This window comes from Niveibacterium terrae (genome assembly GCF_048213115.1).
Classification (GTDB): domain Bacteria; phylum Pseudomonadota; class Gammaproteobacteria; order Burkholderiales; family Rhodocyclaceae; genus Niveibacterium; species Niveibacterium terrae.
Genome location: NZ_CP172404.1, coordinates 1,888,904 through 1,913,808, shown reverse-complemented (window position 1 = coordinate 1,913,808; position 24,905 = coordinate 1,888,904). Strand labels below are relative to the sequence as shown.

The following is a 24,905-nucleotide window of genomic DNA, read 5'->3' as shown; positions in this document are numbered from 1 at the left end:
CGAGCGCGGCCACCGGCCGCGCCTTTCAGGACTTAGCCAGATGGAAGTATCTCGTATCCGCGCGCTTCGCGGCCCCAACCTGTGGAGTCGGCACACCTCGATCGAAGCGATCGTCAGCTGCACGCCCGAAGAGCGCTCGATAGACCAGATCCCGGGTTTCGAAACCCGGCTGCGCGCGCGCTTTCCGGAACTCGGCCTGCTGCACCCGACCGGGCACAGCGAGAACATCTCGCTCGCGCACGCGCTCGAGTTCACGGCACTGGGCCTGCAGGCCCAGGCGGGTTGCCCGGTCACCTTCAGCCGCACGACCGCGACCGTCGAACCGGGCATCTACCAGGTCACCGTCGAATACAGCGAAGAGGCCGTCGGCCGTCTCGCGTTTGAGCTCGCGCTCGCGCTGTGCCAGTCGGCGATCGCCGACACCGCTTTCGAACTCGCCGACGCGCTCGCCCAGCTGCGCGATCTCGATGAAGACGTGCGCCTCGGGCCCAGCACCGGATCGATCGTCGAAGCAGCGATCGTTCGCAACATCCCCTACCGCCGCCTGACCGACGGCAGCCTCGTCCAGTTCGGCTGGGGCAGCCAGCAGCGCCGGATCCAGGCCGCCGAGACCGATCTGTCCAGCGCGATCTCGGAAGCGATCGCCCAGGACAAGGAACTGACCAAGAAGCTGCTCGACGCGGCCGGAGTTCCGGTGCCGCGCGGCCGCTCGGTCGAAGACATCGACGATGCCTGGGTCGCGATGCAGGAGATCGCCGGCCCGGTCGTCGTCAAGCCGCGCGACGGCAACCAGGGCAAGGGCGTCACGGTCAATGTAACGACCCGCGAGCAGCTCAACGCGGCCTATGCGACGGCGGCCGAATTTCGCGACGACGTGATGATCGAGAGCTATCTTCCCGGCAGCGATTACCGCCTGCTCGTGGTCGGCAGCAAGGTCGTCGCCGCCGCGCGCCGCGACCCGCCCAGCGTGATCGGCGACGGAGTGCATACGATTCGCCAGCTGGTCGATCAGGTCAATACCGATCCACGCCGCAGCTCCGGCCACGCGACTTCGCTGACGAAGATCCGCCTCGACGACATCGCTCTGGGTCGCCTCGCGCTGCAGGATCTGACGGCCGACTCGGTTCCGCCCAAGGGCAAGCGGGTGATCCTGAGGAACAATGCGAACCTCTCGACCGGCGGCTCAGCGACCGATGTCACCGACGACGTACACCCGGAAGTGGCGGCCCGCGCGGTCGCCGCGGCCCAGATGGTGGGTCTGGACATCTGCGGCGTCGATGTCGTCTGCGACAGCGTGCTCAAACCGCTCGAAGAGCAGAGCGGCGGCATCGTCGAATGCAATGCGGCGCCCGGTCTGCGCATGCACCTGTCGCCCTCGTTCGGCAAGGGTCGCAACGTCGGCAAGGCGATCGTGAACCTCGTCTACCCGGATGGCTCGGACGGCCGGATTCCGGTCGTAGCGGTCGCCGGCACGAACGGCAAGACGACGACAGTCAGGCTCACCGCGCACATCCTGGGCACCAGCGGCAAGCGGGTCGGCATGACCAACTCCGATGGCGTCTATGTCGAGGGACGCTGCATCGACACCGGCGACTGCAGCGGTCCGCGCAGCGCCCGCAACATCCTGATGCACCCGGACGTCGATGCGGCGGTCTTCGAAACCGCGCGCGGCGGCATCCTGCGCGAAGGCCTGGCCTTCGACCGCTGCGATGTCGCGGTCGTCACGAACATCGGTATGGGCGATCACCTGGGCCTGAACTACATCACGACGGTCGAGGACCTCGCGGTCGTCAAGCGGGTCATCGTCGAGAATGTCGCCCCCGATGGCACGGCTGTGCTCAACGCCGAGGACCCCAATGTCGCGTCGATGGCCAGCGTCTGCCCCGGCTCGGTGACTTTCTTCGCCTTCGATGCGAAGCACCCGATCCTGTCCACGCGCCGCGCCCAGGGCCTGCGCGTCGTCTATGTCGAGAAGGATGCGATCGTCGCAGCGCAAGGCGCGCAGCGCATCGTGATTCCGTTCTCCGGGATTCCGATCACCCGCGACGGCAAGATCCGCTTCCAGGTCGAGAACGCGATGGCCGCGATCGCCGCGACCTGGGCTCTGGGCATCCCCTGGGATACGATTCGCCAAGGGTTGGCGAGCTTCGTCAATGACGCGGCAACGGCGCCCGGACGTTTCAACTTCTTCGACTATCGCGGCGCGACCGTGATCGCCGACTACGGCCACAATCCGGATGCGATCATCGCGCTGGTCAAGGCGATCGAGAATCTGCCGGCCAAACGCCGCAGCGTCGTGATCAGCGGCGCAGGAGACCGACGTGACGAGGACATCCGCAGCCAGACCCGCATCCTCGGCGAAGCTTTCGACGACGTGATCCTCTATCAGGACGCCTGTCAACGCGGCCGCGCTGACGGTGAAGTGCTAGGCCTGCTGCGCGAAGGTCTCGCTGGCGCGAACCGGGTCAAGGCCGTCGACGAGATCCGCGGCGAATTCGTCGCAATCGACTCCGCGCTCGGCCGCCTCCAGCCCGGCGATCTGTGCCTGATCCTGATCGATCAGGTCGAGGAAGCGCTGGCCCATATCGCGAAGCGGGTCGCCGAAGTCTGAACGCAAAACCGGCCGGAGTCCTTCCGGCCGGTTTTACGGCAACACAGGCCACGGATTTCGCGCGATACTGCCCGTCCCCCCGGAGAGCCACGATGAACACTCCCACCCCCTCGCTTGCAGCGGCCACAGAGCAGGAAATCGCCGACATGGTTGCCGACACCGCCCGGCTGCTGCTCGGCGCGAAGAAGATCGCAAGCGCCCTGACCCACAGCGAAATCCAGAACAGGGAAGCCGTCGCGCTGAACCTCAGAACGATGATCTGCCAGGCTGGAGTGCTCGTCGACGAATGCTCCCGACGCCTGGGCGGTCTGCCGCTCTACGACTCCCCCGACGGCTGGACCATTCCCTTCGAGATCCTCGACACCCCCTGAAAAGACGGCCGCTCAGTCGAGTTCGATCAGCGGACCGAGTCCATCGATCCGGCCGCAGGCGAGCTGCAGCGACTTTTCCGCCTCCGAGATCAAGGCCTCGCGCCGGGTCTCGCTGCAGCGCGACGTTGCGAGCCCCGAGCAGACCGACAGGTCCAGCGCCAGCGATCCGACCTGGAAACCGTAGTAGCGCAGGTTGTGCACGAGGCTGCGCGCGCAGTGCAGCGCATATTTCGCTCCCGAGCCGGGCAGCACGATCAGAAAACTCGCCTCTCCCCAGCGCCCGATCCGGTCTCCCGGCCTCAACCTTCCCTGCAGGGACTGGGCGACATGGACGAGAACCCGGTCGCCGAGCGCCGAGCCATACCAGTCGCAGAACTGGCGGTAGTTGTCGATCTCGATCAGCAGCAGGCTCAACGGACTGTCGCTGAGACCGCAACGATCGAGCTCGTCATCGAGGATGTCCACGATCGCACTGCGATTCGCGAGTCGGGTCAGGATGTCCTCGCGAGCGCTGGTTGCACGCAGCTGAACCAGCGCGCGCTGGCTGATCAACACCGTGCAGATCAGCAGCAGCGAGATGAAGGCGGAGGCGACGACGGCAAAGAGGATGGCCTCGACCGAGAAGCGCCAGACCGTCTCATCGACTCCCCGCCAGTTCCAGGCACCCAGCCCAAGGCGGAGCGCGATCGCCAGTGCCAGGATTGCCGTCAGGATCAGCATCAGCCGGGAACCGAGGTTCCGCCTCGCCCGCCAGTGACGGAAGATCTCGACCAGGCTCAAGGCCTGCATCAGCAGCAGCCCTGAACCAAAGCTGATGAAACACCAGAAGGCATTGGGCAGCCAAAAGACGAAGCCAAGCCCCGCCAGCCAGGCAAGGGCCGCAGCGAGCACCAACCTTCCGACGTGAAAGCGACGCTCGAACAGCATGCACAGCGTCAGGTGAAAGAAGGCCGCGCAGGCATGGGCGAAGAAGACGCCCAGCAGAAGCCAGAGCGTCACAGCGGAATCGGACTTCTGGTTCGCCGCGAAAGCGGCGCAGCAAAAACCAAAGCACAGGCTCGCCCAGGCGAGCGGCGCGATATCCGCGAAGGCCTGGGAGAAGCTTCGACGCACGAAGAGCATGCCCAAGCCCAGCGTCAGTGCGATCGCGCTGGTCACAAACAGCACGAGACTCAGATCGGAGAACAACGGTTACCCTTCCCGGCAAACGCAAAAAATGCTCAAAATCGCATTTTATCCTGCTACAGCTGCTTTTATTCCGCCAAAGCTTTAGTTATTTGGATCGAACAAAAGCTTGGTTCGCCCTTGATATAACTTTCAATATCATTACCAGGTCATCCAAATACCCTGAAGGAGATATTCAATGTCTTTGAAGACCCGTTCGCTGAGCTTGCTGGCTGCCGCCACGCTGACTCTGTCCTCGCAGCCCGCGCTGGCTGGCAACGAACTGCTCAATGTCTCCTACGATCCGACCCGCGAGTTCTACCAGGATTTCAATACCGCCTTCGCGAAGTACTGGAAGCAGAAGACGGGGGCGGCCATCGCGGTCAAGCAGTCGCACGGGGGCTCGGGCAAACAGGCCAGAACCGTCATCGACGGGCTCGAAGCCGACGTCGTCACGCTCGCCCTCGCCTACGACATCGACGCGATCGCCGACAAGGGACTGCTGCCCGAGAACTGGCAGGCCCGGCTCCCGCACAACAGCTCGCCCTACACCTCGACGATTGTGTTCCTGGTTCGCAAGGGCAACCCGAAGAAAATCCACGACTGGAACGATCTCGTCAAGCCGGGCATCGGCGTGATCACGCCTAACCCGAAGACCAGCGGCGGCGCGCGCTGGAACTATCTGGCCGCCTGGGCTTACGCACTGAAGCAGCCGGGCGGCTCCGACGCGAAAGCCCGTGACTTCGTCGGCCGGCTGTACAAGAACGTGCTGGTGCTCGACTCCGGCGCGCGGGGCGCAACGACGACTTTCACCGAACGCGGGCTCGGTGACGTGCTGATCGCATGGGAGAACGAAGCCTATCTCGCGGTCAAGGAGCTCGGCCCGAACAAGTTCGACATCGTGACGCCGTCGATCTCCATCCTCGCCGAGCCTCCGGTCTCCGTCGTCGACAAGGTCGCCGACAAGCACGGCACGCGCAAGCTCGCCGAAGCCTATCTGCAGTACCTGTACTCGCCGGAAGGCCAGACGATCGCGGCCCAGAACTGGTATCGTCCGATCGATCCGAAGATCGCCGCCAAGTACGCGAAGACCTTCGCGCCGGTCAAGCTGTTCAAGATCAACGACGTGTTCGGCGGCTGGCGCAAGGCCCAGGCGACTCACTTCGCCGACGGCGGTCAGTTCGACCAGATCTACCTGAAGAAACAGTAAGGGCGGGTCATGAGCGGATCAGCGCACTTCCCGGCAGTGCTGGGCAAACGCTACAGCGTGCTGCCCGGCTTCGGCCTGACTCTGGGTTTCAGCGTGCTGTATCTGAGCCTGATCGTGCTGATCCCGCTCGCGGGCGTCTTCGTCAAGGCGGCCAGCCTGAGCGTGAGCGATTTCATCGCCGCGATCGCCTCCGAACGGGTGATCGCGGCATTCCGCCTGTCCTTTGGCGCCTCGCTCGCCGCCGGCCTGATCGACGCACTGGCCGGAGTTCTGATCGCCTGGGTCCTGGTCCGCTACCGCTTCCCCGGCCGGCGCCTGATCGACGCGCTGGTCGATCTGCCTTTCGCGCTGCCGACCGCGGTCGCCGGAATCGCGCTGTCGACGATCTATGCGCCCAACGGCTGGATAGGCCGCTATTTTTCCGAACTCGGAATACGGATTTCCTACACACCTCTGGGCGTTCTGATCGCGTTGGTCTTCATCGGCCTGCCCTTCGTCGTCCGCACAGTGCAACCCGTTCTGGAAGATCTGGAGCGCGAAACCGAGGAAGCCGCCGCGACGCTGGGCGCTTCACGCGGGCAGACGATCCGCCGGATCATCCTGCCGCATGTGACTCCGGCGCTGCTGACCGGCTTCGCTCTGGCCTTTGCCCGCGCGGTCGGAGAGTACGGTTCGGTGATCTTCATCGCCGGCAACATCCCTCTGGTGTCCGAGATCGCGCCGCTGATCATCATCACCAAGCTCGAACAGTATGACTACACGGGCGCAACCGCGGTCGCATCGGTGATGCTGGTCTGCTCCTTTGTAATTCTCTTCACGATCAACTCGCTGCAAGCCTGGGCCAGCCGCCGCCACGGCAACGCGCAAGGACGCATCTGATGAATCGCCATTCCCCAATCGCGCTCGCCACCGAAGAGCCCGCCTGGATCCGGCGGCTGTTGATCGCGCAGGCGCTGCTCCTGCTCGCCGCTCTGCTGGTCGCGCCTCTGGCGACCGTCTTCCACGAGGCCTTCCGCAAGGGGCTGGATACCTATTTCGCCGCGATCAGCGAGCCCGACGCGCTCTCGGCGATCCGCCTGACGCTTCTGGTCGCGGCGATCTCGGTGCCGAGCAATCTGGTCTTTGGCGTCGCCGCGGCCTGGGCGATCGCCCGCTTCGAATTTCGCGGCAAGAGCCTGCTGATCACCTTGATCGATCTGCCCTTCTCGGTCTCTCCGGTGATCTCCGGCCTCGTCTACATCCTGCTCTTCGGCGCCCAGGGATGGTTCGGCCCCTGGCTGTCGGCGCATGACATCAAGCTCGTGTTCGCGGTGCCCGGCCTCGTGCTGGCGACCGTGTTCGTGACCTTCCCCTTCGTCGCCCGCGAGCTGATCCCGCTGATCGAAGCCCAGGGCAACGATGCCGAGGAAGCCGCGGTGATGCTGGGCGCAAACGCCTGGCAGGTCTTCTGGCGGGTGAGCCTGCCCAACATCCGCTGGGGCCTGCTCTACGGCGTAATCCTCTGCAACGCCCGCGCGATGGGCGAATTCGGCGCCGTCAGCGTCGTCTCGGGCCATGTGCGCGGCCTGACCAACACGCTGCCGCTGCATATCGAGATTCTCTATAACGAGTACAACTTCGCGGCAGCTTTTGCGACCGCTTCGCTGCTCGCGTTGCTCGGACTCTTCACTCTGGCGCTGAAGAGCCTGATCGAATGGAGGCTGCTCCCGGCGGAAGACCCCGCGGGCCAGCCCTCCGAGCCCCAACCTCTACCGCGCTGAACGATTCCACGGGAAGATAATGAACCTGTCTCAACTGCGCTTCGTGCGCGAAGCGGTACGCCGCAACTTCAACCTGACCGAAGTCGCGAATACGCTCTACATCTCTCAGCCCGGGGTCAGCAAGCAGATCAAGGAGCTTGAAGACGAGCTGGGTGTCGAGATCTTCGAACGGCGCGGCAAGCGCCTGACCGGGCTGACCGATCCGGGCCGCCAGCTGGTACCGGTCATCGAGCGCGTCTTGCTCGACATCCGCAACCTGAAGAAGATTTCGGAGCAGTTCGCAAACCAGGACTATGGCCAGCTGTCGATCGCGACGACCCACACCCAGGCCCGTTATGCGCTGCCCGGCGTCGTCCGCGCCTTCAAGCAACGCTACCCGAAAGTCCACCTCGCGCTGCACCAGGCGAGCCCCCAGCAGATCGCCGAGCTCGTCGCACGCGGCGAAGCGGACATCGGCATGGCCACCGAGGCGCTGGATCTACACCCCGACATCCTGACCGTCTCGGCCTACAGCTGGGAACACAGCGTGATCGTTCCCGCCGACCATCCGCTCGCCGGCGTCGCCGATGGCGAGCTGACGCTCGAGCAGATCGCGACCTATCCGCTGGTCACCTACGAGCAGGGTTTCACCGGGCGCTCGAAGATAGACGCCGCGTTCACGGCCGCCGGAATCGAGACCGACGTCGTCTTGACCGCAATCGACGCCGACGTGATCAAGGCCTACGTCGAAGCAGGTTTCGGGATCGGCATCACCGCGTCGATGGCCTTCGACGCCGAACGCGACCGCGGTCTGGTCAGGCTCTCGGCCGGCCACCTGTTCCCGCTCAACACGACACGGGTCGGCGTGCGCCGCGGCGGCTATCTGCGCGGCTTCGCGCGCGAGCTGATCCGGCTGATCGCACCGAATGTGACCGACAGCGAGCTCGACAGGTTCGTTCATGGTGGGCGCCAGGACGGCGAGGAAGAGATCTGAAAAGATCGCTTCCCGGCCCGGTTTGCACGCGCGAGCGGGCAAGCGGGAGCCGTGGCTTGCTATCATGGGCGGGTTTCACTGAATACATCGACCGAGCCCCCATGACCACTCTTTCCACGACCTTCCTGGGCCAGACTTTCGCCAGCCCCCTGTTCAACGCCTCGGGCGTGCGCTGCTTCGACAAGGACGAGCTCAACTCGTTGCTCGCGAGCGCCTCGGGCAGCCTCGTCACGAAGAGCTGCACGCGCGAGGCGCGCACCGGCAATCCCGAACCGCGCTATGTCGCGACGCCTCTGGGCAGCATCAACTCGATGGGGCTGCCCAACAAGGGCTATGGTTACTACCTCGACTACGCGAAGGCCCACGACTACAGCAAGAAGCCGCTGTTCATGTCGGTCGCCGGCCTCTCGCTCGACGACAACATCGCGATGGTCGCGGCGATCCGCGACGCCGCCCTGCCGGCGATCGTCGAGCTGAACCTCTCCTGCCCCAACGTGCCGGGCAAACCGCAGATCGCCTACGACTTCGACGCGATGGATCGTATGCTCGCGGCCGTCTCGGCCGAGTACGACCGCCCGTTCGGCGTCAAGATGCCGCCCTATTTCGACATCGCCCACTTCGATCTGGCCGCCGAAGTCCTGAACCGCTACCCGGCGGTCGCGTTCATCACCTGCATCAACTCGGTCGGCAATGCGCTGGTCATCGACATCGAGCGCGAGGAAGTCGTGATCAAGCCCAAGGACGGTTTCGGTGGCCTGGGCGGCGACTATGTGCTGCCGACGGCGCTGGCGAACGTCAACGCCTTCCACCGTCGCTGCCCCGAAAAGCGCGTGATCGGCTGCGGCGGCGTGCGCAGCGGCGAGCACATCTTCATGCACCTGCTGGCAGGCGCCTCGCTGGTCCAGGTCGGAACGGCCTTGCAAGAAGAAGGCCCGGGCATCTTCGCCCGCCTCAACGCGGAACTCGCCGCGATCCTCGAACGCAAGGGCTACGCGAGCATTGACGAAGTCCGTGGCAGGCTCAAGACGCTCTGATCGTCGTCCAGCAAAAAGCCCGACCGCGATGTCGGGCTTTTTTTGGGAGCGAAGCCGCTGAACGGAGCGCCGGCAAGCGGCCTACGCCTCGGTCTTATCTTCGCGCGGCGGCGGCCTTGAACAGCGCGAAGAAGTTCGCGCTGCTCGCCGCCGCGATCTCCTCGACCGGGACGCCGCGCAGCTTCGCGATCTCGACCGCGACATGGGCGACGTAGGCCGGCTCGTTGAGCTTGCCGCGGTAGGGGACCGGCGCGAGATAGGGCGAGTCGGTCTCGATCAGCAGCCGGTCAAGCGGCACCCGCGACGCGACCTCCTTGACCTGGGTCGCGTTCTTGAACGTGACGATCCCCGAGAAGGACAGGTGAAAACCGAGGGCCAGCGCCTCTTCGGCGATCGCCCAGCTCTCGGTGAAGCAGTGCATGACGCCGCCGACCTCGTCCGCCCCCTCCTCGCGCAGCAGGCGAACGGTGTCCTCGGCGGCTTCGCGCGTATGGACGATCAGCGGCTTGCCTGTGAGCTTCGCGGCGCGGATGTGCTGACGGAAGCGCTCGCGCTGCCACTCGGGCCTGTCCTTGTGCCAGTAGTAGTCGAGCCCGGTCTCGCCGATCGCGACGACGAGCGGATCTGCGGCGAGTTCGGCCAGACGTTCGGCGCCCGGATCTTCGCCTTCGGTGTTCTCGGGGTGCACGCCGACCGCGCAGAAGATGTTGCGCCGCGCGCGCGCGATCGCCAGCGCCTGAGGCAGGCTCTCGATGCTGACGCCGGCGCACAGCGCATAGCCGACATCGGCCGCGTGCATCGCGTCGAACAACGCTTCACCTTTTTCGATCAGCTCGGCCGAATCGATATGACAGTGGGAATCGATGAACATCGGGGGGAATGCTCTGCAGCAATAATCAGATCGTGTGCGTAGGACGGTTCGAACCGATATGGGCGCCGAGCACCTGCTCGATCTTCGCGCGGACCTGGCGGCCCGAATCGTCCTCGGTGAACTGCACGCCGACCCCTTGAGTCTTGCTCGCCTGGGCGTTGGCCGGCGTCACCCAGACAACGCGGCCCTTGACCGGCAACTTGGCGGGATCGTCCATCAACTGCAACAGCATGAAGACTTCGTCGCCGAGGTTGTAGCCCTTGTTGGTCGGGATGAAGAGCCCGCCGTTCTTGATGAACGGCATGTAGGCCGCGAAGAGCGCCGACTTTGAATTGATGCTCAGCGACAGGATCGCAGGGCGGGCAAGATTGGCGGCAGGCGGTTGGCTCATGGCTTTTTACCCATTCGGAAATGGCGGCAATACCGGATCAGGCTGTCTTCCAGCAAAAGACGCGCATTGAGCGGATGAGCCGCAACGCGCCGCAGATTGAGGCAGTCATTGTAGCAAGCCAGAGCTTGATCTTCGCCCATTCGCGCGGCCAGCGCCGAGAGTTCGCCCTCGGCATCGGCAAAAAAGCGGATCGGCGCGCCCTGAACGGCCGCCGCGAGGTCCGCTCCCCAGCGCTGCAGCCAGTCGGCAAGGCGGGGCATGTCGAATCCCGCGGCTTGGCTGTCCTTCGCGCGCAACCACGCATCCCATTCTGCGGCGAGACCCAGCGGGTCGCGACCGGGCAGGCTCGCGAGATCGCGGACGAAACGGCTGCGCATCGCGACCAAGGGACCGCCCGCGATCTGCTTCGCCGCGAGCGGCATGCCTCCAGCAAAGCCCAGCCAGTGTCGGGCATCGGCGACGCCCTGGTCGATGAGCCACTGCTGGGCCAGATCCACGGGCGGCGCGGGGAAGTCCCAACGCTGGGAGCGGCTGAGCAGGGTCGGCATCAGCCGGTCGGGAGAGGAGCTGATCAGCACGAAGAGCACGCCGACCGGAGGCTCTTCGAGCAGTTTGAGCAAGCCGTTCGCAGTCACGGCGTTCATCGCTTCGGCCGGATCGACGATGACGACCCGGCGCTCGCCGCGAGTGCCCTTGCAGACCAGAACCTCCTGCAAAGCCCTGACCTGCTCGACCTTGATCTGGCGCGAGCGCGCAGTCTCCTTGTCCGCGCCCTCCTCCGCCTCGTCCGCTTCGGGAACCAGGCGGAGCAGATCGGGATGCGTGCCGGCCGCGATCCAGACGCAACTCTCACAGCGGCCGCAAGCGTGGCCTTCGCTGTCGGGCGCATCACAGAGCCGCGACGCGGCCAGCGCCTCGGCGAACAGCCTCTTGCCACCGCCGGCCGGGCCGGCCAAGAGCAGCGCATGATGGGGCCGCGCGCCGGGAATCGAAAGCCGCGACCACGTCTCGGAATGCCAGGGCAGGATCATAGTGACCAGCGCCGGGTGACGACATCGAACAGTTCGGAGCGGATCGCGTCCGGACTCTGTGCGGCGTCGACGACATGGAAGCGCTGCGCGCAACGGCGCGCCCGCTCGAGATAGGCGGCGCGGACCCGGGCGAAGAATTCCCCCTGCTCGCGCTCGAAGCGGTCGCCCTCGGCTCGCGAGGCGGCCATCCGCGCCGCGGCGACAGCCGGGTCGAGGTCGAACAGGAAAGTCAGATCGGGCTGACGCCGGGGGTGAACCCACTGTTCGAGAATTTCGAACTTCTCGTCGGGCAGGCCCCGCCCCCCGACCTGATACGCGTAACTGGCATCGGAGAAGCGGTCGCAGACGACCCAGCGGCCTTCGGCCAGAGCCGGCTCGATCTTGCCGGCCAGGTGTTCGCGCCTGGCCGCGAACATCAGCAAGGCTTCGGTTTCAAGGTGCATCGCCCGGTGCAGCACGATCTCGCGCAGGCTCTCGGCCAGCGGAGTGCCGCCCGGTTCGCGGGTCTGCTCGACGGCGAGGCCCTTCTCGCGCAGGAATGCGACGAGAGCGGCAATCTGCGTGCTCTTGCCCGCCCCGTCTATGCCTTCGAAAGTGATGAAGCGCGCGTTCATGGCTCGTGTCTCTGATAGCGGGCGACCGCCCGGTTGTGTTCGTCGAGCGAGCGGGAGAACTCGCTCGTGCCATCGCCCCGCGCAACGAAATACAGATAGTCGGTATGCGGCGGATTGAGCACCGCGTGCAGCGATGCCATCCCCGGCATCGCGATCGGCGTCGGCGGCAAGCCGCGGCGCAGATAGGTGTTGTAAGGGCTGTCGGTCTTCAGATCGGCGCGGGAGAGCTTTCCTGAGAAGTTCTCGCCCATGCCGTAGATCACGGTCGGATCGGTCTGCAGCGGCATGCCGATCTTCAGCCGGTTATAGAAGACCGAGGCGACTCTGGGCCTGTCCTCCTGCGCACCGGTTTCCTTCTCGACCAGGGACGCGAGGATCAGCGCCTCGTAGCTTGAGCTGATCGCCAGACCCGCCTCGCGCGCGGCCCAGGCCTGATCGAGCTTGGCGACCATCGCGCGGTGCGCCCGGGCGAGCAGTTCGAGCTCGCTGTCCCCCTTCGTGAAGAAATAGGCTTCGGGCAGGAAGAAGCCTTCCGGCTCGACCTCGACCGCGCCGATGCGCTCGAGCAACTGGCGGTCGGACAGGCTGGCGGAATCGTGAGCGAGGTCGGGATCGCGCGCGAGTTCGGCGCGCAGACGGCGGAAGTTCCAGCCTTCGATCAGCACGAACTCGCCCTGGGCCGCGTCTTCGCGAATCAGCTTCTTGAAGAGCTGCCAGGTCGTGAGTCCGGCGCGGATCTGGTAGCGCCCGGCCTTGACCTGATGGGCGGAGCCGGTCAGCCGGGCCAGCACGACCAGAGTCCAGGGCTCGACATCGACGCCGGCCTCGGCGACTTGCCGGGCGACCTGGCGCATCGAGCTTCCGGAGGGGATCTCGATCTCCAGAACCGGAGCGCGCAAAGCGACTGGGGCGCTGAGTTTCCAGACGGCAACGAGCAGGAAGAGCAGCAGGAACAACAACAGCGCGGGCAAGGCGCGCACGAGAGGAGAACGCATCGGGGAACCGGATCGGGCTGACAGCGAAACAACAGGGTCCACTCGAAGAGGCGCCCTGACCGGTCGCTATAATAGCCCATAGCCCACCGCTTCCGAATGGATCCCCCGATGTCCTCTTCCTGGCCAGACTTTCTCACCCAAACCACGTCTTTTCAGGCCGATTCGCAGTGCTTCGCGAGTCCGCTCGATGACATTCGACTCGCCAGCACGGAAACCGTCACTGTTCCGCTGACCCATCTGGGCCTGATCCGCGCCAGCGGCGAGGATGCGGCTACGCTGCTGCACAATCTGCTCTCCAGCAACATCGAGGCCTTGAAACCCGATGAAGCCGTCCGCAGCAGTCTGAACACGCCTAAGGGCCGGATGCTCGCCGACTTCCTCGTCTGGCGCGACGGGGGCGACGTGCTGCTGCAGCTCGCCGCCGAACTCGCTCCGGCCATCGCACGCAAGCTGTCGATGTTCGTGCTGCGCGCGAAAGCGAAACTCGTCGATGCGAGCGAGGAAGTCGCCGCAATCGGCCTCGCCGGCCCCCGGCTCGCCGAAGTGCTTGAAACGCTTGGCCTGGCCCTGCCCGAACAAGCGATGCAGACCCGCGACGACGAGGGAATCCGGGTCGTCCGCCTCGATGAACAGCGAGTGATGCTGATCGCGGCGAGCGCGGCGGCGCCCGAACTGTGGCGCAAGCTGATCGCTGCGGGTGCCTGCGCGGCCGGCCCGCTTGCCTGGCGCCTCCTCGACATCCGGGCCGGAATCCCGCAGATCACCGCCGCGACCCAGGAAGAGTTCGTCGCGCAGATGATCAACTTCGAGCTGATCGGCGGAGTCAATTTCCGCAAGGGCTGCTACACAGGCCAGGAGATCATTGCCCGGATGCAGTACAGGGGCACGCTGAAGAAGCGGATGTACCGCGCCCGCATCGATGCCGAGGCGCCCGCGCCCGGCTCCGACGTGTTTGCGAGCGACTTCGGCGACCAGCCGGCCGGCAAGATCGTCAGCTCGGCCCCCTCGCCCGAGGGCGGCTGCGAAGTCCTGGTCTGCGTGCAGATCGCGAGCCACGACGCCGGGGGAGTCAGGCTCGCGGGAGGCGAGCCGCTCGCTTTCGAAGAGCTGCCCTACCCGCTCGCCTGAACACGGCCCGCCCAGTGCTTCAGGTCGCGAGCCCCAAGGCCCGCGCGACGCCTTCTCCGTAGGCCGGATCGGCCTTCAGGCAGTTGCCGATGTGGCGGCGCTTGACCTCGTCGGGCGCATCGGCGAGCGCCCGCGCCGTATTCTCGAACAGCACCTGCTGCTGAGCGGCGCGCATCAGCCGGAACAGCGCGCGCGGCTGTGAGTAGTAGTCCGTGTCCTCGCGCTGATCCCAGTGGTCGGCGCCGCCGTCCAGCGCCAGCGGCGGTTCGCGAAACCCGGGCTGCTCCTGCCATTCGCCGTAGCTGTTCGGCTCATAGCCCAGCGTTCCCCCGTGGTTGCCGTCCACCCTCATCGGCCCGTCGCGGTGATAGCTGTGGACGGGGCACCTCGGCGCATTGACCGGGATCTGGTGGTGGTTGACGCCCAGCCGATAGCGCTGCGCATCGCCGTAGGAGAAGAGCCTTCCCTGCAGCATCTTGTCCGGCGAGAAACCGATTCCGGGCACGACCGCGGCAGGATTGAACGCGGCCTGTTCGACTTCGGCGAAATAGTTCTCAGGATTGCGATTGAGCTCCATGACGCCCACTTCGATCAGCGGGTAATCCCTGTGCGGCCAGACCTTGGTCAGATCGAAGGGGTTGTAAGGCACTCGCGCCGCATCCTTCTCCGGCATGATCTGAACGAGCAGCGTCCATCTCGGGAAGTCGCCGCGTTCGATCGCATCGAAGAGGTCGCGCTGGTGGCTCTCCCGGTCGCGGCCGATCAAGGCTTCGGCTTCGGCATCACTGAGGTTCCTGATGCCTTGCTGGCACTTGAAGTGGAACTTGACCCAGCTGCGCTCGCCCGCCGCGTTGATGAAGCTGAAGGTGTGCGAACCGAAGCCGTGCATGGTCCGGTAGCTCGCCGGAATACCCCGGTCAGACATCACGATCGTGATCTGGTGCAGAGCTTCGGGCAACGAGGTCCAGAAATCCCAGTTGTTGCGGGCGCTGCGCAAATTCGTGCGCGGATCGCGCTTGACCGCGTGATTGAGGTCGGGAAACTTCAGCGGATCGCGCAGGAAGAAGACCGGCGTGTTGTTGCCAACCAGATCCCAGTTGCCCTCCTCCGTATAGAACTTGATCGCGAAGCCACGGATATCCCGCTCGGCATCGGCCGCCCCGCGCTCTCCGGCCACGGTCGAGAAGCGCACGAAGAGATCAGTCTTCTTGCCGACCTCGCTGAAGATCTTCGCCCGCGTGTATTTCGTGATGTCCTGCGTGACCGTGAAAGTCCCGTAGGCGCCCGAACCCTTCGCGTGCATCCGCCGCTCGGGAATCACTTCGCGGTCGAAGTGCGCCAGCTTTTCGAGCAGCCAGACATCCTGGAGCAGCGCCGGACCGTGCGCACCCGCGGTCATCGTGTTCTGGTTGTCGACGACGGGGGCGCCCCCGGCGGTCGTGAGCTTCTCTGCCATAGCAAGACTCCTGTCCCGGCTTCAAAGCTCAATATATAGGCCACCGCAACCGCAGGCCCCAAGAACGATCAGCGCTCGCTGAGGGCGAACTCGAGTTCCCAGCCGCACTCGTCCGCGGCCACCCGCGCTTCGCCGCCTATCGGCAGCGAGAGCTTGTCGGGGATGTGGCCGAAAGGCAGGCCGGTGAAGATCGGCACCGCGAGGCGCTGCCGCCAGGAGCGGATCACCGCATCGAGATCGAAACCGTTGTCGGTCGCGCCGAGCCGATAGCCGCCGAAGTCGCCGAACAGGATCGCCTTCTGCCGGCGCAGCACGCCGGCAAAGTCGAGCTGATGGAGCATCCGATCCACCCGGTAAGGCGCTTCGGCGACATCCTCGATGAACAGGATCTCGCCGGCGCATTCGGGCCAGAACGGCGTAGCCAGCAGATGGCACAACATCGTCAGGTTCCCGCCCCAGAGCCTGCCCGAAGCGCTGTCGCGATGAGGCTGAGCCACATCGATCCGGAACACATCCTGCCCGTGTTGCAGCATCGCGTCGAAGTGCGCGAGCGCGAACGCGCTCGCCACCTCCCGGCCGAAATCGCCGACCATGGGCCCGTGCAGGCTGGCCTGGCCGGTCTTCGCGAAGAGCGCCGTCTGAAAAGCCGTGAAGTCACTCATGCCGACCCAGAGCTTGGCTGCGCGCGCGATCCGCGCGAAGTCGAGCCGGTCGAGCAGGCGGCTGATCCCGTAACCGCCGCGCAGCGCCAGCGCGACGTCGACCCCGGGGTCGTCGGCGATCCGGTAGATGGCCGCGAGGCGCTCGTCATCGGAACCGGCGAAGCGGGTAGCGCAGGCGCCGAGCGCCGGATCGCGCTTGACCGCATAGCCAGCCGCCCTCAGCACCCGTTCGGCACGATCGGCGATGGCCGGATCGGCGACAAAGCCGGAGGGGGCGAAAAGTCCTATCGTCTTCATCGCGGCAGTATATCTGCAGCGGATCTAGCCGATCAGCGTGCGGGAACGCCGCGCCGCGAAAAAGCTGGACAAGAGGCCTCCGCACTCGTCGGCGAGCAACCCGCCCGAGATCATCGCGTGATGGTTGAGCCTCTCGTTCTGATAGACATCGAGCACGCTGCCGGCCACTCCGGTCTTCGGGTCGCGGGCGCCGAACACGATGCGCCCGACGCGGGCGTGGAAGATCGCGCCCGAGCACATCAGACAGGGTTCGAGCGTCACATAGAGCGTCGTGCCGGGCATCCGGTAGTTCGCGAGCGCGAGCCCGGCGTCGCGCAGCGCCATCACCTCGGCGTGCGCGGTCGGATCCTGGCGCAGGATGGGCTGGTTGAAGCCCCGCCCAACGATCTTCCCCGCGCAGACGACGAGGGCTCCGACCGGCACTTCGCCGAGCGAGCCCGCCTCATGCGCGAGCGCGAGCGCTTCGCGCATGAAGGCTTCATCTTCGGAGTTGAAACAGGGCTGTCCGTCTTCCATGATCTTTCCCGGGCGCTCCCGCGCAAAAGCCCGCCATCATAGCGGCAGATTGCGCTCTCGCGAATCAGACCCGGTAGGCACTGGTGATCCGCTGCAGCTCCTTGGCCAGCCCGTCGAGCTTGAGCGCGGCATCCGAAGTCTCCCGGGCCGCGGAGCTGCTCTCCTCGGACATCTGCGCGATGCGCTCGACCTGAACCGCGATGTTGTTGGTCGCCGAGCCCTGTTCCTGGATCGCGTCCGAGATTTCGCCGACCGTGACCTCGGTGTTGCGGCTCGCTTCGCCGATCGCCTTGATCGCATCGCTGGTCTGCTGCGCCCTGGCCACTCCGCCCGACACCCTCTCTACGACATTGTGCATGCTGTCCACCGCGTTGCGGGAGCTGCCGTTCATCGCCTCGATCGTCGTCGAGATCTCCTGCGTCGACAGCGCGGTACGCTCGGCGAGCTTCCTGACTTCGTCGGCGACGACCGCGAAACCGCGGCCCTGCTCGCCCGCCCGGGCCGCTTCGATCGCGGCGTTCAGCGCCAGCAGATTGGTCTGGTCGGCGACTTCCTTGATGACTGCGACGACTCCGGAGATCTTGCGCGCATCCGCTTCGAGCGCCTCGATCTGGGAGGAGGCGCGATGGACGGTCTCGGAGATCGCATGGATCTCGTCCGCGGTCTGCCCGACGACCTGCTCGCCCTGGGCTGCACGCTGCTCCGAGTCCTTCGCCAGACGCGCGGCCTCCCCGGCCCGGTCGCCGACGTGGTTGATGCTGACCGTCATCTCCTCGACCGTTGCGGCGACATTCGAAGCCGCTTCGCTCTGCTGGTTGGAAGCCGAGGCAACCTGCCCCGAGCTCGCGGCGAGCTGCTCCGAGGCGCCGGCAACCGACTCCGCATGTTCGGTGATCGACTTGAAACTCTCCTGAAGGCGGCCCAGCAGATGATTGACCGCATTGCCCATCAGCCCCAGCTCATCGAGGCGCGTCACGCGCACCCTGCCGGTAAAGTCGCGCTGATCGGCGACATGAACCAGGAAGTCCTTGAGGCGGTAGAGCCGCTCGCGGGTCTCCCGGGCGACCTGGAAGCCCAGCGCGGCGACCAGCAGCAGAGCGATGACGATCGTCACGATCGTGACCGTGCTTCCGGTGTTCGCAGTGCTCAGCGAATCCTGGGCGAAACTGTCGACATTCTTCTTGTTGTATTCGATATGCCTGTCGAGCGATTGTGTCGCGGCCTCGACCATCGTCCGCCCCGGTCCCTTCATGGCATTGAATGCCAGATCCTTCTGCCCGCTCGAGGTCGGGGGAACAACCTGAGTGGCGATGAAATTCGCATAAGCAGATATGCTCGCCTTGTCCTTTTCCAGTAGCTTCCTATCCTCATCGTCGCTGAGATATTTCTCGTAGTTGGAGAGCTTATCCAGAGCGGTGGCAATCCTCTTATTGAAGGATGCGACGGTCACACTTCTTCCTTGATCATCCTCTCCAAGCATCTTGTATGAGGAAACGCGCGCCTCGGTCAGGCTTTGCCGCGCTTCGGCGAGCGTGATCACGCTGGGCAGGCTGTCGCTGCGGATCTGTTCGATGTTGCGGATTTCGCTGCGGGAAGTCTGTTGCCCAAGGATGCCGACGACCAACAAGGACAGACAGGACAGGACCACCATGGCGGTGATCCGGGCGGAGACGGTGAACAGTTTCATGTGTGCTTCCATCATTGCTGCCGCACGAATGCGCGGCACGGGTTCTGTGCCCTCGGGATCTGCGGAGAAATGGGCGCGTGCTGCGCGAGATAGTCCGGACTGCCGGGACAAACAATCGAAGTGAGCTATTTCAACTTTGCTGCTTGTGCAGTTTTTTGTTCATTCACGATACAACGGGATCAATCGCTTCGCAACGCAGGCTCGCTGCACTTCAAGAGTCTCTAATTTCTGAAGGTTTTCGCTATTGACAAAACAGATCCAGACGACAGGCTCATCTGTTCTCAAAGGGAAAGGGCCGCGCTTGCGGCCCTTTCGGAACGTTCTAATCGCTCCCCCCATTCACCCAATCAGAAAATTCGATGGACGAGTAAGGTCAATGCAGCCCTGCCTGACCGGGCTTCGCTCTGTAATGGGAGAAACATTCGGGAGCCCTGGGAATCAGACCCGATAGGCGCTGGTGATCTGCTGCAACTCCTTGGCCAGCCTGTCGAGCTTGAGCGCGGCATCCGAAGTCTCCCGGGCCGCGGAGCTGCTCTCCTCGGACATCTGCGCGATGCGCTCGACCTGAACCGCGATGTTGTTGGTCGCCGAGCCCTGTTCCTGGATCGCGTCCGAGATTTCGCCGACCGTGACCTCGGTGTTGCGGCTCGCTTCGCCGATCGCCTTGATCGCATCGCTGGTCTGCTGCGCCCTGGCCACTCCGCCCGACACCCTCTCTACGACATTGTGCATGCTGTCCACCGCGTTGCGGGAGCTGCCGTTCATCGCCTCGATCGTCGTCGAGATCTCCTGCGTCGACAGCGCGGTACGCTCGGCGAGCTTCCTGACTTCGTCGGCGACGACCGCGAAACCGCGGCCCTGCTCGCCCGCCCGGGCCGCTTCGATCGCGGCGTTCAGCGCCAGCAGATTGGTCTGGTCGGCGACTTCCTTGATGACTGCGACGACTCCGGAGATCTTGCGCGCATCCGCTTCGAGCGCCTCGATCTGGGAGGAGGCACGATGGACGGTCTCGGAGATCGCATGGATCTCGTCCGCGGTCTGCCCGACGACCTGCTCGCCCTGGGCTGCACGCTGCTCCGAGTCCTTCGCCAGACGCGCGGCCTCCCCGGCCCGGTCGCCGACGTGGTTGATGCTGACCGTCATCTCCTCGACCGTTGCGGCGACATTCGAAGCCGCTTCGCTCTGCTGGTTGGAAGCCGAGGCAACCTGCCCCGAGCTCGCGGCGAGCTGCTCCGAGGCGCCGGCAACCGACTCCGCATGTTCGGTGATCGACTTGAAACTCTCCTGAAGGCGGCCCAGCAGATGATTGACCGCATTGCCCATCAGCCCCAGCTCATCGAGGCGCGTCACGCGCACCCTGCCGGTAAAGTCGCGCTGATCGGCGACATGAACCAGGAAGTCCTTGAGGCGGTAGAGCCGCTCGCGGGTCTCCCGGGCGACCTGGAAGCCCAGAGCGGCGACCAGCAGCAGAGCGATGACGATCGTCACGATCGTGACCGTGCTTCCGGTGTTCGCAGTGCTCAGCGAATCCTGCGCAAAGCTGTCGACATTCTTCCTGTTGAACTCGATGTGCTGATCGATCGCCTGCGTGACCACCTCGGCCAGAGCCTTGCCCTGAGCCTTCATCGCGGCGAAGGCTTCATCCTTCTGGCCCGCGGAGACTTTCGGGATGACTTCACCATTGACGAAGGCGGCAAAGGCGGAAATGCTGGCCTTGTCCTTGTCCAGCATCTGCCTGTCTTTGTCATCATCGATAAACTTCTCGTACTGACTCAGCTCGTCCTGCGCAGTGGCGATCCGCTTGTTGAAGCGTTCGAGCGTGCCCACGCGCCCCTGCTCGTCATCGAGGATCAACCTCCAGACCGAAGCGCGCGCCTCGGTCAGGCTCTGCCGCGCTTCGGCGAGCGTGATCACGCTGGGCAGGCTGTCGCTGCGGATCTGTTCGATGTTGCGGATTTCGCTGCGGGAAGTCTGTTGCCCAAGAATGCCGACGACCAACAGGGACAGACAGGACAGGATCACCATGGCGGTGATCCGGGCGGAGACGGTGAACAGTTTCATGTGTGCTTCCATCATTGCTGCCGCGCGCGTGCGCGACACGGGTTCAGTGCCCTCGGGGGTACGGAGGAAGGAGCGCGGGAGAAGCGCGAGGAATCCAGACTGCCGGGACACTCGATATGGGTATTGAGAACGGATCTTACTGCCGCAACAGTTTCAAGTTCATCAAAAAAACAATTGATTCGATCAGTCCGCAACAACTGACCGCGGCACATGGAAAATCGGGAAGATCGATGCACACAGCGCGCGCTTTCGCCTATTTTCCCCTCGACGCGTTGGCCGGAGCGCGCAAAGAAAAGGGGCCGCGAATGCGGCCCCTTGAGCAAAGATCAGGAAATCAGGCCTTGAAGCGCGCGGCAATCGCGGCGACCCGGGCGCCGTACTGACGCGCGGTCTCGATGTCGCCAGCCGGAATCGCTTCGGCGCCGGCATCGGACGGCGACTGGACCAGCAGGCCGACCGAACCACCGAGGTTATTGACGTCACTGCGGGTCGCTGCCAGCGTGTTCGCGGGCAGCAGGCCCAGGCTGACCCAGATGCCGCCGTGTTGCGACGCGAGCGTCTGCAGCGAGATCAGCGCAACCTGCTTGTCGCCATTGAGACTCGCGCTGTTGACGAAGCCGCCGAACACCTTGTCCTGCCAGCCCCGCCCGACCCAGACCTTGGAGCTCGCGTCGGCAAATTTCTTGAACTGCCAGGGCACGTTGCCCATGTAGGTCGGCGCGCCGAAGATGATGCCGTCGGCGGCGGCGAGTTCGTCCCAGGCCGAGTCGGGCACATTGCCCTCGGCGTCGATCGCAATCAGCGAAGCCCCCGCCCCTTCGGCAACGATTTCGGCAACGCGGCGGGTATGGCCGTAGCCGGAGAAATAGACGACGACGATCTTGCTCATGAACACTCCTTTAAACGATGCCCCGCCCTCCGCAGGATTGCGATGAACGCCGGCAGACAGATTCATCGTAGCGGCAGCACTTCCATAAAGACAATAAGGCACGTCTGCGTAAGGAACTTACAGAAAGGTAAGCATAAAGCCCTCGGACATAGGGTCAGTGCATCGCCCGAAACTCCGCGAGCGGGTCCGGGACGAGCAGATTCGGGGCAAGACGGGATGAGCGAACGCCCCGCGATCCCAGCCGCGGTTTTATCTTGATGAAACAGCTCTGGAATCGGCAGTGCCAAGCGGATTATGATTACCAGTCCGACCCGGAAAGGCACAGCCATCGATGAAAACGATCCTCTTCGCGCTGCTCTTCGCACTCAATGCCGGTCTGGCCTGCGCCGAACAGGCCTGCGCGCAGCTGAATCAGGACATCACGGCTTACCAGAAGGCCCAGGCCAGTACCCCTGGGCAGATCATCCGCTACTCGGACAAGGAGGGCGCGCTCGCGCGGGCGGTGCTCAACCCGACCCGGGTGCAGAGCGCGATCGACGAGCTCGCCCAAGGCAGTGCGACCGAGTCGGGCGCCCGGCTCAAGAACCTGGCCGGACGGTACACGGAAGTCGCCCGAAACTACGTCGTCGCCTTCCAGAAACACCCCGAACAGTACGAAGAGGAATACCTCGACAGCTTCGATTCGATATTCCGCCTGACCCTGTCCAGCCTGATTCCGCTGCAGAAGATCAGCATCGACGAAGTCGAGGATCCGAACCTCAAGGCGAACCTCAACGCGATGCTCAAGTCCACGGCCCAGCTCGTCCAGAGCGTCGGCCCGCTGATGCTGTCGGCGATCGAACAGCAGCTGCGCGAGAAACGCTTCAGTGCCGGTTTCACTCCGCGGGTCACGGCCCGGCTCGCCCAGCTCAGGGAGCAGCTGCCACGAGCCGACCCGCATTGAATATCCGTGCCCGGCAGGCTCTTTCCGCCCTTGGCGGAGCCGGAAAAAAGTAACAAAATCCGATAAACCGTTGACGCGCAGGCTGAAACGCCCGACGGATCCCTCTACCCCCCGTCCAAACATAGATCCGAAGTTCATGAGTTTCGAAGAGCAAGTCTTGCAAGTGATCCGGGCGGCGATGCCGTCCCACGCCCAGTTTTACGAAGTGAACAGCGTCTACTCCTACTACCTGTTCGCCTCCTGGAAGCTCGACGATGTTCAGGAATGTCCTGAACGGATGTCCAAGGCGATCGCCGTCTGTCTGTCACACGAGGCAACCCGCGACTTCGCCACCGAGGCGGGTAGCGAGAAGCAGGCCGCCCAGCACAGAGTCGCGGATTTTCTCAGGGAGAAGCTGGCCCGTTTCGACCCGATGCACAGCGAACCGGCGGACCAGTCGCCTCCGGCCGAATACTGGTTCATCGATACACAAGTGCTCCACGGCTGAACGCTCAGGTCTTGAAGCGATTCGCCGATCCGGCGAGCCGCTCGGCCAACTCCTTCAGCGCGACTGTGCTCGTCGCGATGCTGCCTGCCGACCCCTGGTTCGCTTCGCCCATCTGCGCGATCTGCTCGACCTGACGCGCGATCAAATGACTCGCCGCGCTCTGCTCGCCCAGCGCATCGTGGATCCGCCCCACGGCATCGGCACACTGTTGGGCCAATTCCTCGATCTCGGCCATCTTCTGCAGCGCTTCTTCGGTCTGTCCGACCTGAGCCTCGACATCGCTGACGACGGCCTGGATTCCCTGAACGGCCTCGCCGGTCCCGCTCTGCATCTGCCGCACCAGCGCACTGATCTGCCCGGTCGCCTGGGTAGTCTTCTCGGCAAGCTTCCTGACTTCGTCGGCGACGACCGCGAAGCCCCGTCCCTGCTCACCCGCCCGCGCCGCCTCGATCGCGGCATTGAGCGCGAGCAGGCTGGTCTGGTCGGCGATCTCGCTGACCGTGTCGACGATCCCGGAGATCGCCTCGGACCGGGCTCCGAGTTGCTGAAAGGCTGCCGCGCTCTCGGTCACCCGCAGCGAGATCACTTTCATCTGCGCGGCCGTCGCGCTGATCGCGGCGCCGCCCGAGGACGCCCGCTCCGAGGAGGCGCGCGCGGAATGACTCGCCTGCTCTCCGGCCTCGCGCACCTGGCCCATGCTCACGCTCAGCTCCTCGACCGCGGCGGCCACCGTCGAGGTTGAGTCTCCGAGTTCGGACGCCCCCTCGCTGAGCCGGTCGGCCGACTGCGAGACTTCGCGGGTCTCCCCGGCGAGCTCATCCGACTCGCCCCGGATCTCGCGGATGATCTCCCGGAAACGCTCCAGCATCGAATTGAAGGCCTGTGCGCACAGCGCGATCTCATCCCGCCCCTGGATCGCGACCCGACAGGACAGGTCCCAATCCCGCTCGACCCTGGACATCGTCTGCTGCAAGTCCTGAACGGGTCTCAGAATGCTCAGGGCCAGCCGCCAGCAGATCGCGAGCAACACCGATACTCCGACGAACATCCCGCCCAGGGTCCAGAGTGTCGCGCGGCTCAAGGCAAGCTTCGATTCGCTCAGCTGCAGACTGGCCCGCTCGGCACTGCTCTTCTCAACGCTCGCGGACAGCTCGCTGAGCGCGGCGGACAACGCGCGGTCCATGCCCTTGACCTGACGATCGACTTTTTTGCCCGCCTCGGGATCGGCGGGATCGAAGCTCTTCAACGCTTCGCGGTATTTCGCGCCGAGCGGCCCATGCTCGGCGATCGCCTTTTCGGCAAGCCGCGGCTCCATCCCGACGGTCTGCAGGCTCTTCGCCGCCAGACGCAGCGCCTCGTCGACCTTCCTCTCCTCAGCCTCGAACTGGGCCAGATACTTGTCGAACATCTCCTTGTCGTTGCCGCGCAGCAGGATGTTTTTCCACTCCTGGACCTGACTTTTGAACGCCAGATTCGCGCCATCGACACTCTGGACCAGGACCGTCGCGGCCTGAGCCTGAGCGATGCTGTCGCCGAGCGTACCGGCCAGACTCCGCATCTGGACAAGCGCGTAGCCCGAGACCAGCAATACCGCGATGCCGGCGGCCAGAGCGAGCGCGAGTAGTCGGGTACGGATGCTGCCCATGTTCGTCTCCTGAAGGCTCAAAGCCAAATAGCTTAAGAGTACAGGATAGGCATAGAGGGTTCGAGCGCACAGCCAAGCTTGCTGCCCTCTGTGATAAGAAGCATTTTCC

23 protein-coding genes are annotated in these 24,905 nt (G+C 64.6%); 10 read left to right on the top strand and 13 right to left on the bottom strand.

Features of this window, described 5'->3' with window-relative positions:
- Positions 1-40 precede the first annotated feature (40 nt).
- On the top strand, positions 41-2,611 hold the full coding sequence (cphA, locus tag ACHFB9_RS08855; RefSeq protein ID WP_417071223.1) for a cyanophycin synthetase: 2,571 nt from the start codon (positions 41-43) through the stop codon (positions 2,609-2,611).
- A 92-nt stretch (positions 2,612-2,703) separates the two neighbouring features.
- Positions 2,704-2,982, top strand: a complete 279-nt coding sequence (locus ACHFB9_RS08850) for a hypothetical protein (protein WP_417071222.1) — start codon at positions 2,704-2,706, stop codon at positions 2,980-2,982.
- 12 nt (positions 2,983-2,994) lie between these two features.
- On the opposite strand, the gene ACHFB9_RS08845 is transcribed toward ACHFB9_RS08850, so the two are convergent.
- Positions 2,995-4,170 carry a GGDEF domain-containing protein gene (locus tag ACHFB9_RS08845; protein ID WP_417071220.1) on the bottom strand — a complete coding sequence of 392 codons (1,176 nt, stop codon included), beginning with the start codon at positions 4,168-4,170 and terminating at the stop codon, positions 2,995-2,997.
- 175 nt (positions 4,171-4,345) lie between these two features.
- Between ACHFB9_RS08845 and ACHFB9_RS08840 the strand changes: the two genes are divergently transcribed.
- From ACHFB9_RS08840 to ACHFB9_RS08820, 5 genes are all read left to right on the top strand, one after another.
- Positions 4,346-5,356, top strand: a complete 1,011-nt coding sequence (locus tag ACHFB9_RS08840; protein WP_417071218.1) for a sulfate ABC transporter substrate-binding protein — start codon at positions 4,346-4,348, stop codon at positions 5,354-5,356.
- 9 nt (positions 5,357-5,365) lie between these two features.
- Positions 5,366-6,235, top strand: a complete 870-nt coding sequence (cysT, locus tag ACHFB9_RS08835; protein ID WP_417071216.1) for a sulfate ABC transporter permease subunit CysT — start codon at positions 5,366-5,368, stop codon at positions 6,233-6,235.
- The gene (gene cysW / locus ACHFB9_RS08830; RefSeq protein WP_417071215.1) at positions 6,235-7,116 is read left to right on the top strand and encodes a sulfate ABC transporter permease subunit CysW; all 882 of its coding nucleotides are present in this window, start codon (positions 6,235-6,237) and stop codon (positions 7,114-7,116) included. Before cysT ends, cysW begins: the two co-directional genes overlap by 1 nt.
- 19 nt (positions 7,117-7,135) lie before the next feature.
- The gene (locus ACHFB9_RS08825) at positions 7,136-8,089 is read left to right on the top strand and encodes a CysB family HTH-type transcriptional regulator (RefSeq protein WP_417071213.1); all 954 of its coding nucleotides are present in this window, start codon (positions 7,136-7,138) and stop codon (positions 8,087-8,089) included.
- Between the two features lie 101 nt (positions 8,090-8,190).
- Positions 8,191-9,123: a dihydroorotate oxidase gene (locus tag ACHFB9_RS08820; RefSeq protein WP_417071211.1), complete on the top strand. Its 933-nt coding sequence runs from the start codon at positions 8,191-8,193 to the stop codon at positions 9,121-9,123.
- A 94-nt stretch (positions 9,124-9,217) separates the two neighbouring features.
- On the opposite strand, the gene ACHFB9_RS08815 is transcribed toward ACHFB9_RS08820, so the two are convergent.
- Genes ACHFB9_RS08815 through mltG form a run of 5 tightly spaced genes read right to left on the bottom strand, consistent with a single transcriptional unit; the run spans position 9,218 to position 13,025 of the window.
- Positions 9,218-9,994, bottom strand: coding sequence for a TatD family hydrolase (locus tag ACHFB9_RS08815; RefSeq protein WP_417071210.1), 777 nt, complete (start codon positions 9,992-9,994; stop codon positions 9,218-9,220).
- Positions 9,995-10,019: 25 nt separating this feature from the next.
- Positions 10,020-10,385 carry a PilZ domain-containing protein gene (locus tag ACHFB9_RS08810; RefSeq protein WP_417071208.1) on the bottom strand — a complete coding sequence of 122 codons (366 nt, stop codon included), beginning with the start codon at positions 10,383-10,385 and terminating at the stop codon, positions 10,020-10,022.
- Positions 10,382-11,416, bottom strand: a complete 1,035-nt coding sequence (holB, locus tag ACHFB9_RS08805) for a DNA polymerase III subunit delta' (protein WP_417071206.1) — start codon at positions 11,414-11,416, stop codon at positions 10,382-10,384. The genes ACHFB9_RS08810 and holB overlap by 4 nt, the downstream gene beginning before the upstream one ends.
- Complete coding sequence (tmk, locus tag ACHFB9_RS08800; RefSeq protein ID WP_417071204.1) at positions 11,413-12,030, bottom strand: dTMP kinase; 618 nt, start codon at positions 12,028-12,030, stop codon at positions 11,413-11,415. The genes holB and tmk overlap by 4 nt, the downstream gene beginning before the upstream one ends.
- Entirely contained in the window at positions 12,027-13,025 is a 999-nt protein-coding gene (gene mltG / locus ACHFB9_RS08795; RefSeq protein WP_417071202.1) for an endolytic transglycosylase MltG, read from the bottom strand. Before mltG ends, tmk begins: the two co-directional genes overlap by 4 nt.
- A 108-nt stretch (positions 13,026-13,133) precedes the next feature.
- Here mltG and ACHFB9_RS08790 point away from each other — a divergent pair, with 108 nt between their 5' ends.
- Complete coding sequence (locus tag ACHFB9_RS08790) at positions 13,134-14,153, top strand: YgfZ/GcvT domain-containing protein (RefSeq protein WP_417071200.1); 1,020 nt, start codon at positions 13,134-13,136, stop codon at positions 14,151-14,153.
- Between the two features lie 19 nt (positions 14,154-14,172).
- Here ACHFB9_RS08790 and ACHFB9_RS08785 read toward each other — a convergent pair whose 3' ends face one another.
- From ACHFB9_RS08785 to ACHFB9_RS08760, 6 genes are all read right to left on the bottom strand, one after another.
- A complete protein-coding gene (locus tag ACHFB9_RS08785; protein ID WP_417071198.1) occupies positions 14,173-15,609 on the bottom strand; it encodes a catalase in 1,437 nt (478 codons plus the stop codon).
- Between the two features lie 68 nt (positions 15,610-15,677).
- Positions 15,678-16,568, bottom strand: coding sequence for an LD-carboxypeptidase (locus ACHFB9_RS08780; RefSeq protein WP_417071196.1), 891 nt, complete (start codon positions 16,566-16,568; stop codon positions 15,678-15,680).
- Between the two features lie 24 nt (positions 16,569-16,592).
- Entirely contained in the window at positions 16,593-17,084 is a 492-nt protein-coding gene (tadA, locus tag ACHFB9_RS08775) for a tRNA adenosine(34) deaminase TadA (protein WP_417071194.1), read from the bottom strand.
- A gap of 64 nt (positions 17,085-17,148) precedes the next feature.
- The gene (locus tag ACHFB9_RS08770) at positions 17,149-18,771 is read right to left on the bottom strand and encodes a methyl-accepting chemotaxis protein (RefSeq protein WP_417071192.1); all 1,623 of its coding nucleotides are present in this window, start codon (positions 18,769-18,771) and stop codon (positions 17,149-17,151) included.
- 438 nt (positions 18,772-19,209) lie between these two features.
- Complete coding sequence (locus ACHFB9_RS08765; protein WP_417071191.1) at positions 19,210-20,832, bottom strand: methyl-accepting chemotaxis protein; 1,623 nt, start codon at positions 20,830-20,832, stop codon at positions 19,210-19,212.
- Between the two features lie 334 nt (positions 20,833-21,166).
- Positions 21,167-21,721: a flavodoxin family protein gene (locus ACHFB9_RS08760; RefSeq protein WP_417071189.1), complete on the bottom strand. Its 555-nt coding sequence runs from the start codon at positions 21,719-21,721 to the stop codon at positions 21,167-21,169.
- Between the two features lie 331 nt (positions 21,722-22,052).
- Here ACHFB9_RS08760 and ACHFB9_RS08755 point away from each other — a divergent pair, with 331 nt between their 5' ends.
- A complete protein-coding gene (locus tag ACHFB9_RS08755; protein ID WP_417071188.1) occupies positions 22,053-22,664 on the top strand; it encodes a hypothetical protein in 612 nt (203 codons plus the stop codon).
- A 136-nt stretch (positions 22,665-22,800) separates the two neighbouring features.
- Entirely contained in the window at positions 22,801-23,151 is a 351-nt protein-coding gene (locus ACHFB9_RS08750; RefSeq protein ID WP_417071186.1) for a hypothetical protein, read from the top strand.
- A 4-nt stretch (positions 23,152-23,155) separates the two neighbouring features.
- Here ACHFB9_RS08750 and ACHFB9_RS08745 read toward each other — a convergent pair whose 3' ends face one another.
- Positions 23,156-24,796 (bottom strand): methyl-accepting chemotaxis protein, encoded by a 1,641-nt coding sequence (locus ACHFB9_RS08745; RefSeq protein WP_417071184.1) that lies wholly within the window; start codon positions 24,794-24,796, stop codon positions 23,156-23,158.
- Between the last annotated feature and the right edge of the window lie 109 nt (positions 24,797-24,905).

Bases quoted from the DNA above. Each gene is read 5' to 3' on its own strand.
- ACHFB9_RS08820 (WP_417071211.1), top strand. From the start codon at position 8,191: ATGACCACTCTTTCCACGACCTTCCTGGGCCAGACTTTCGCCAGCCCC.
- ACHFB9_RS08840 (WP_417071218.1), top strand. From the start codon at position 4,346: ATGTCTTTGAAGACCCGTTCGCTGAGCTTGCTGGCTGCCGCCACGCTG.
- cphA (WP_417071223.1), top strand. From the start codon at position 41: ATGGAAGTATCTCGTATCCGCGCGCTTCGCGGCCCCAACCTGTGGAGT.
- ACHFB9_RS08760 (WP_417071189.1), bottom strand. From the start codon at position 21,721: ATGAGCAAGATCGTCGTCGTCTATTTCTCCGGCTACGGCCATACCCGC.
- ACHFB9_RS08815 (WP_417071210.1), bottom strand. From the start codon at position 9,994: ATGTTCATCGATTCCCACTGTCATATCGATTCGGCCGAGCTGATCGAA.
- ACHFB9_RS08750 (WP_417071186.1), top strand. From the start codon at position 22,801: ATGAGTTTCGAAGAGCAAGTCTTGCAAGTGATCCGGGCGGCGATGCCG.
- ACHFB9_RS08790 (WP_417071200.1), top strand. From the start codon at position 13,134: ATGTCCTCTTCCTGGCCAGACTTTCTCACCCAAACCACGTCTTTTCAG.
- ACHFB9_RS08755 (WP_417071188.1), top strand. From the start codon at position 22,053: ATGAAAACGATCCTCTTCGCGCTGCTCTTCGCACTCAATGCCGGTCTG.
- ACHFB9_RS08765 (WP_417071191.1), bottom strand. From the start codon at position 20,832: ATGAAACTGTTCACCGTCTCCGCCCGGATCACCGCCATGGTGATCCTG.
- ACHFB9_RS08810 (WP_417071208.1), bottom strand. From the start codon at position 10,385: ATGAGCCAACCGCCTGCCGCCAATCTTGCCCGCCCTGCGATCCTGTCG.
- ACHFB9_RS08770 (WP_417071192.1), bottom strand. From the start codon at position 18,771: ATGAAACTGTTCACCGTCTCCGCCCGGATCACCGCCATGGTGGTCCTG.
- cysT (WP_417071216.1), top strand. From the start codon at position 5,366: ATGAGCGGATCAGCGCACTTCCCGGCAGTGCTGGGCAAACGCTACAGC.
- holB (WP_417071206.1), bottom strand. From the start codon at position 11,416: ATGATCCTGCCCTGGCATTCCGAGACGTGGTCGCGGCTTTCGATTCCC.
- ACHFB9_RS08780 (WP_417071196.1), bottom strand. From the start codon at position 16,568: ATGAAGACGATAGGACTTTTCGCCCCCTCCGGCTTTGTCGCCGATCCG.
- ACHFB9_RS08850 (WP_417071222.1), top strand. From the start codon at position 2,704: ATGAACACTCCCACCCCCTCGCTTGCAGCGGCCACAGAGCAGGAAATC.
- cysW (WP_417071215.1), top strand. From the start codon at position 6,235: ATGAATCGCCATTCCCCAATCGCGCTCGCCACCGAAGAGCCCGCCTGG.
- ACHFB9_RS08825 (WP_417071213.1), top strand. From the start codon at position 7,136: ATGAACCTGTCTCAACTGCGCTTCGTGCGCGAAGCGGTACGCCGCAAC.
- mltG (WP_417071202.1), bottom strand. From the start codon at position 13,025: ATGCGTTCTCCTCTCGTGCGCGCCTTGCCCGCGCTGTTGTTGTTCCTG.
- tmk (WP_417071204.1), bottom strand. From the start codon at position 12,030: ATGAACGCGCGCTTCATCACTTTCGAAGGCATAGACGGGGCGGGCAAG.
- ACHFB9_RS08745 (WP_417071184.1), bottom strand. From the start codon at position 24,796: ATGGGCAGCATCCGTACCCGACTACTCGCGCTCGCTCTGGCCGCCGGC.
- ACHFB9_RS08785 (WP_417071198.1), bottom strand. From the start codon at position 15,609: ATGGCAGAGAAGCTCACGACCGCCGGGGGCGCCCCCGTCGTCGACAAC.
- tadA (WP_417071194.1), bottom strand. From the start codon at position 17,084: ATGGAAGACGGACAGCCCTGTTTCAACTCCGAAGATGAAGCCTTCATG.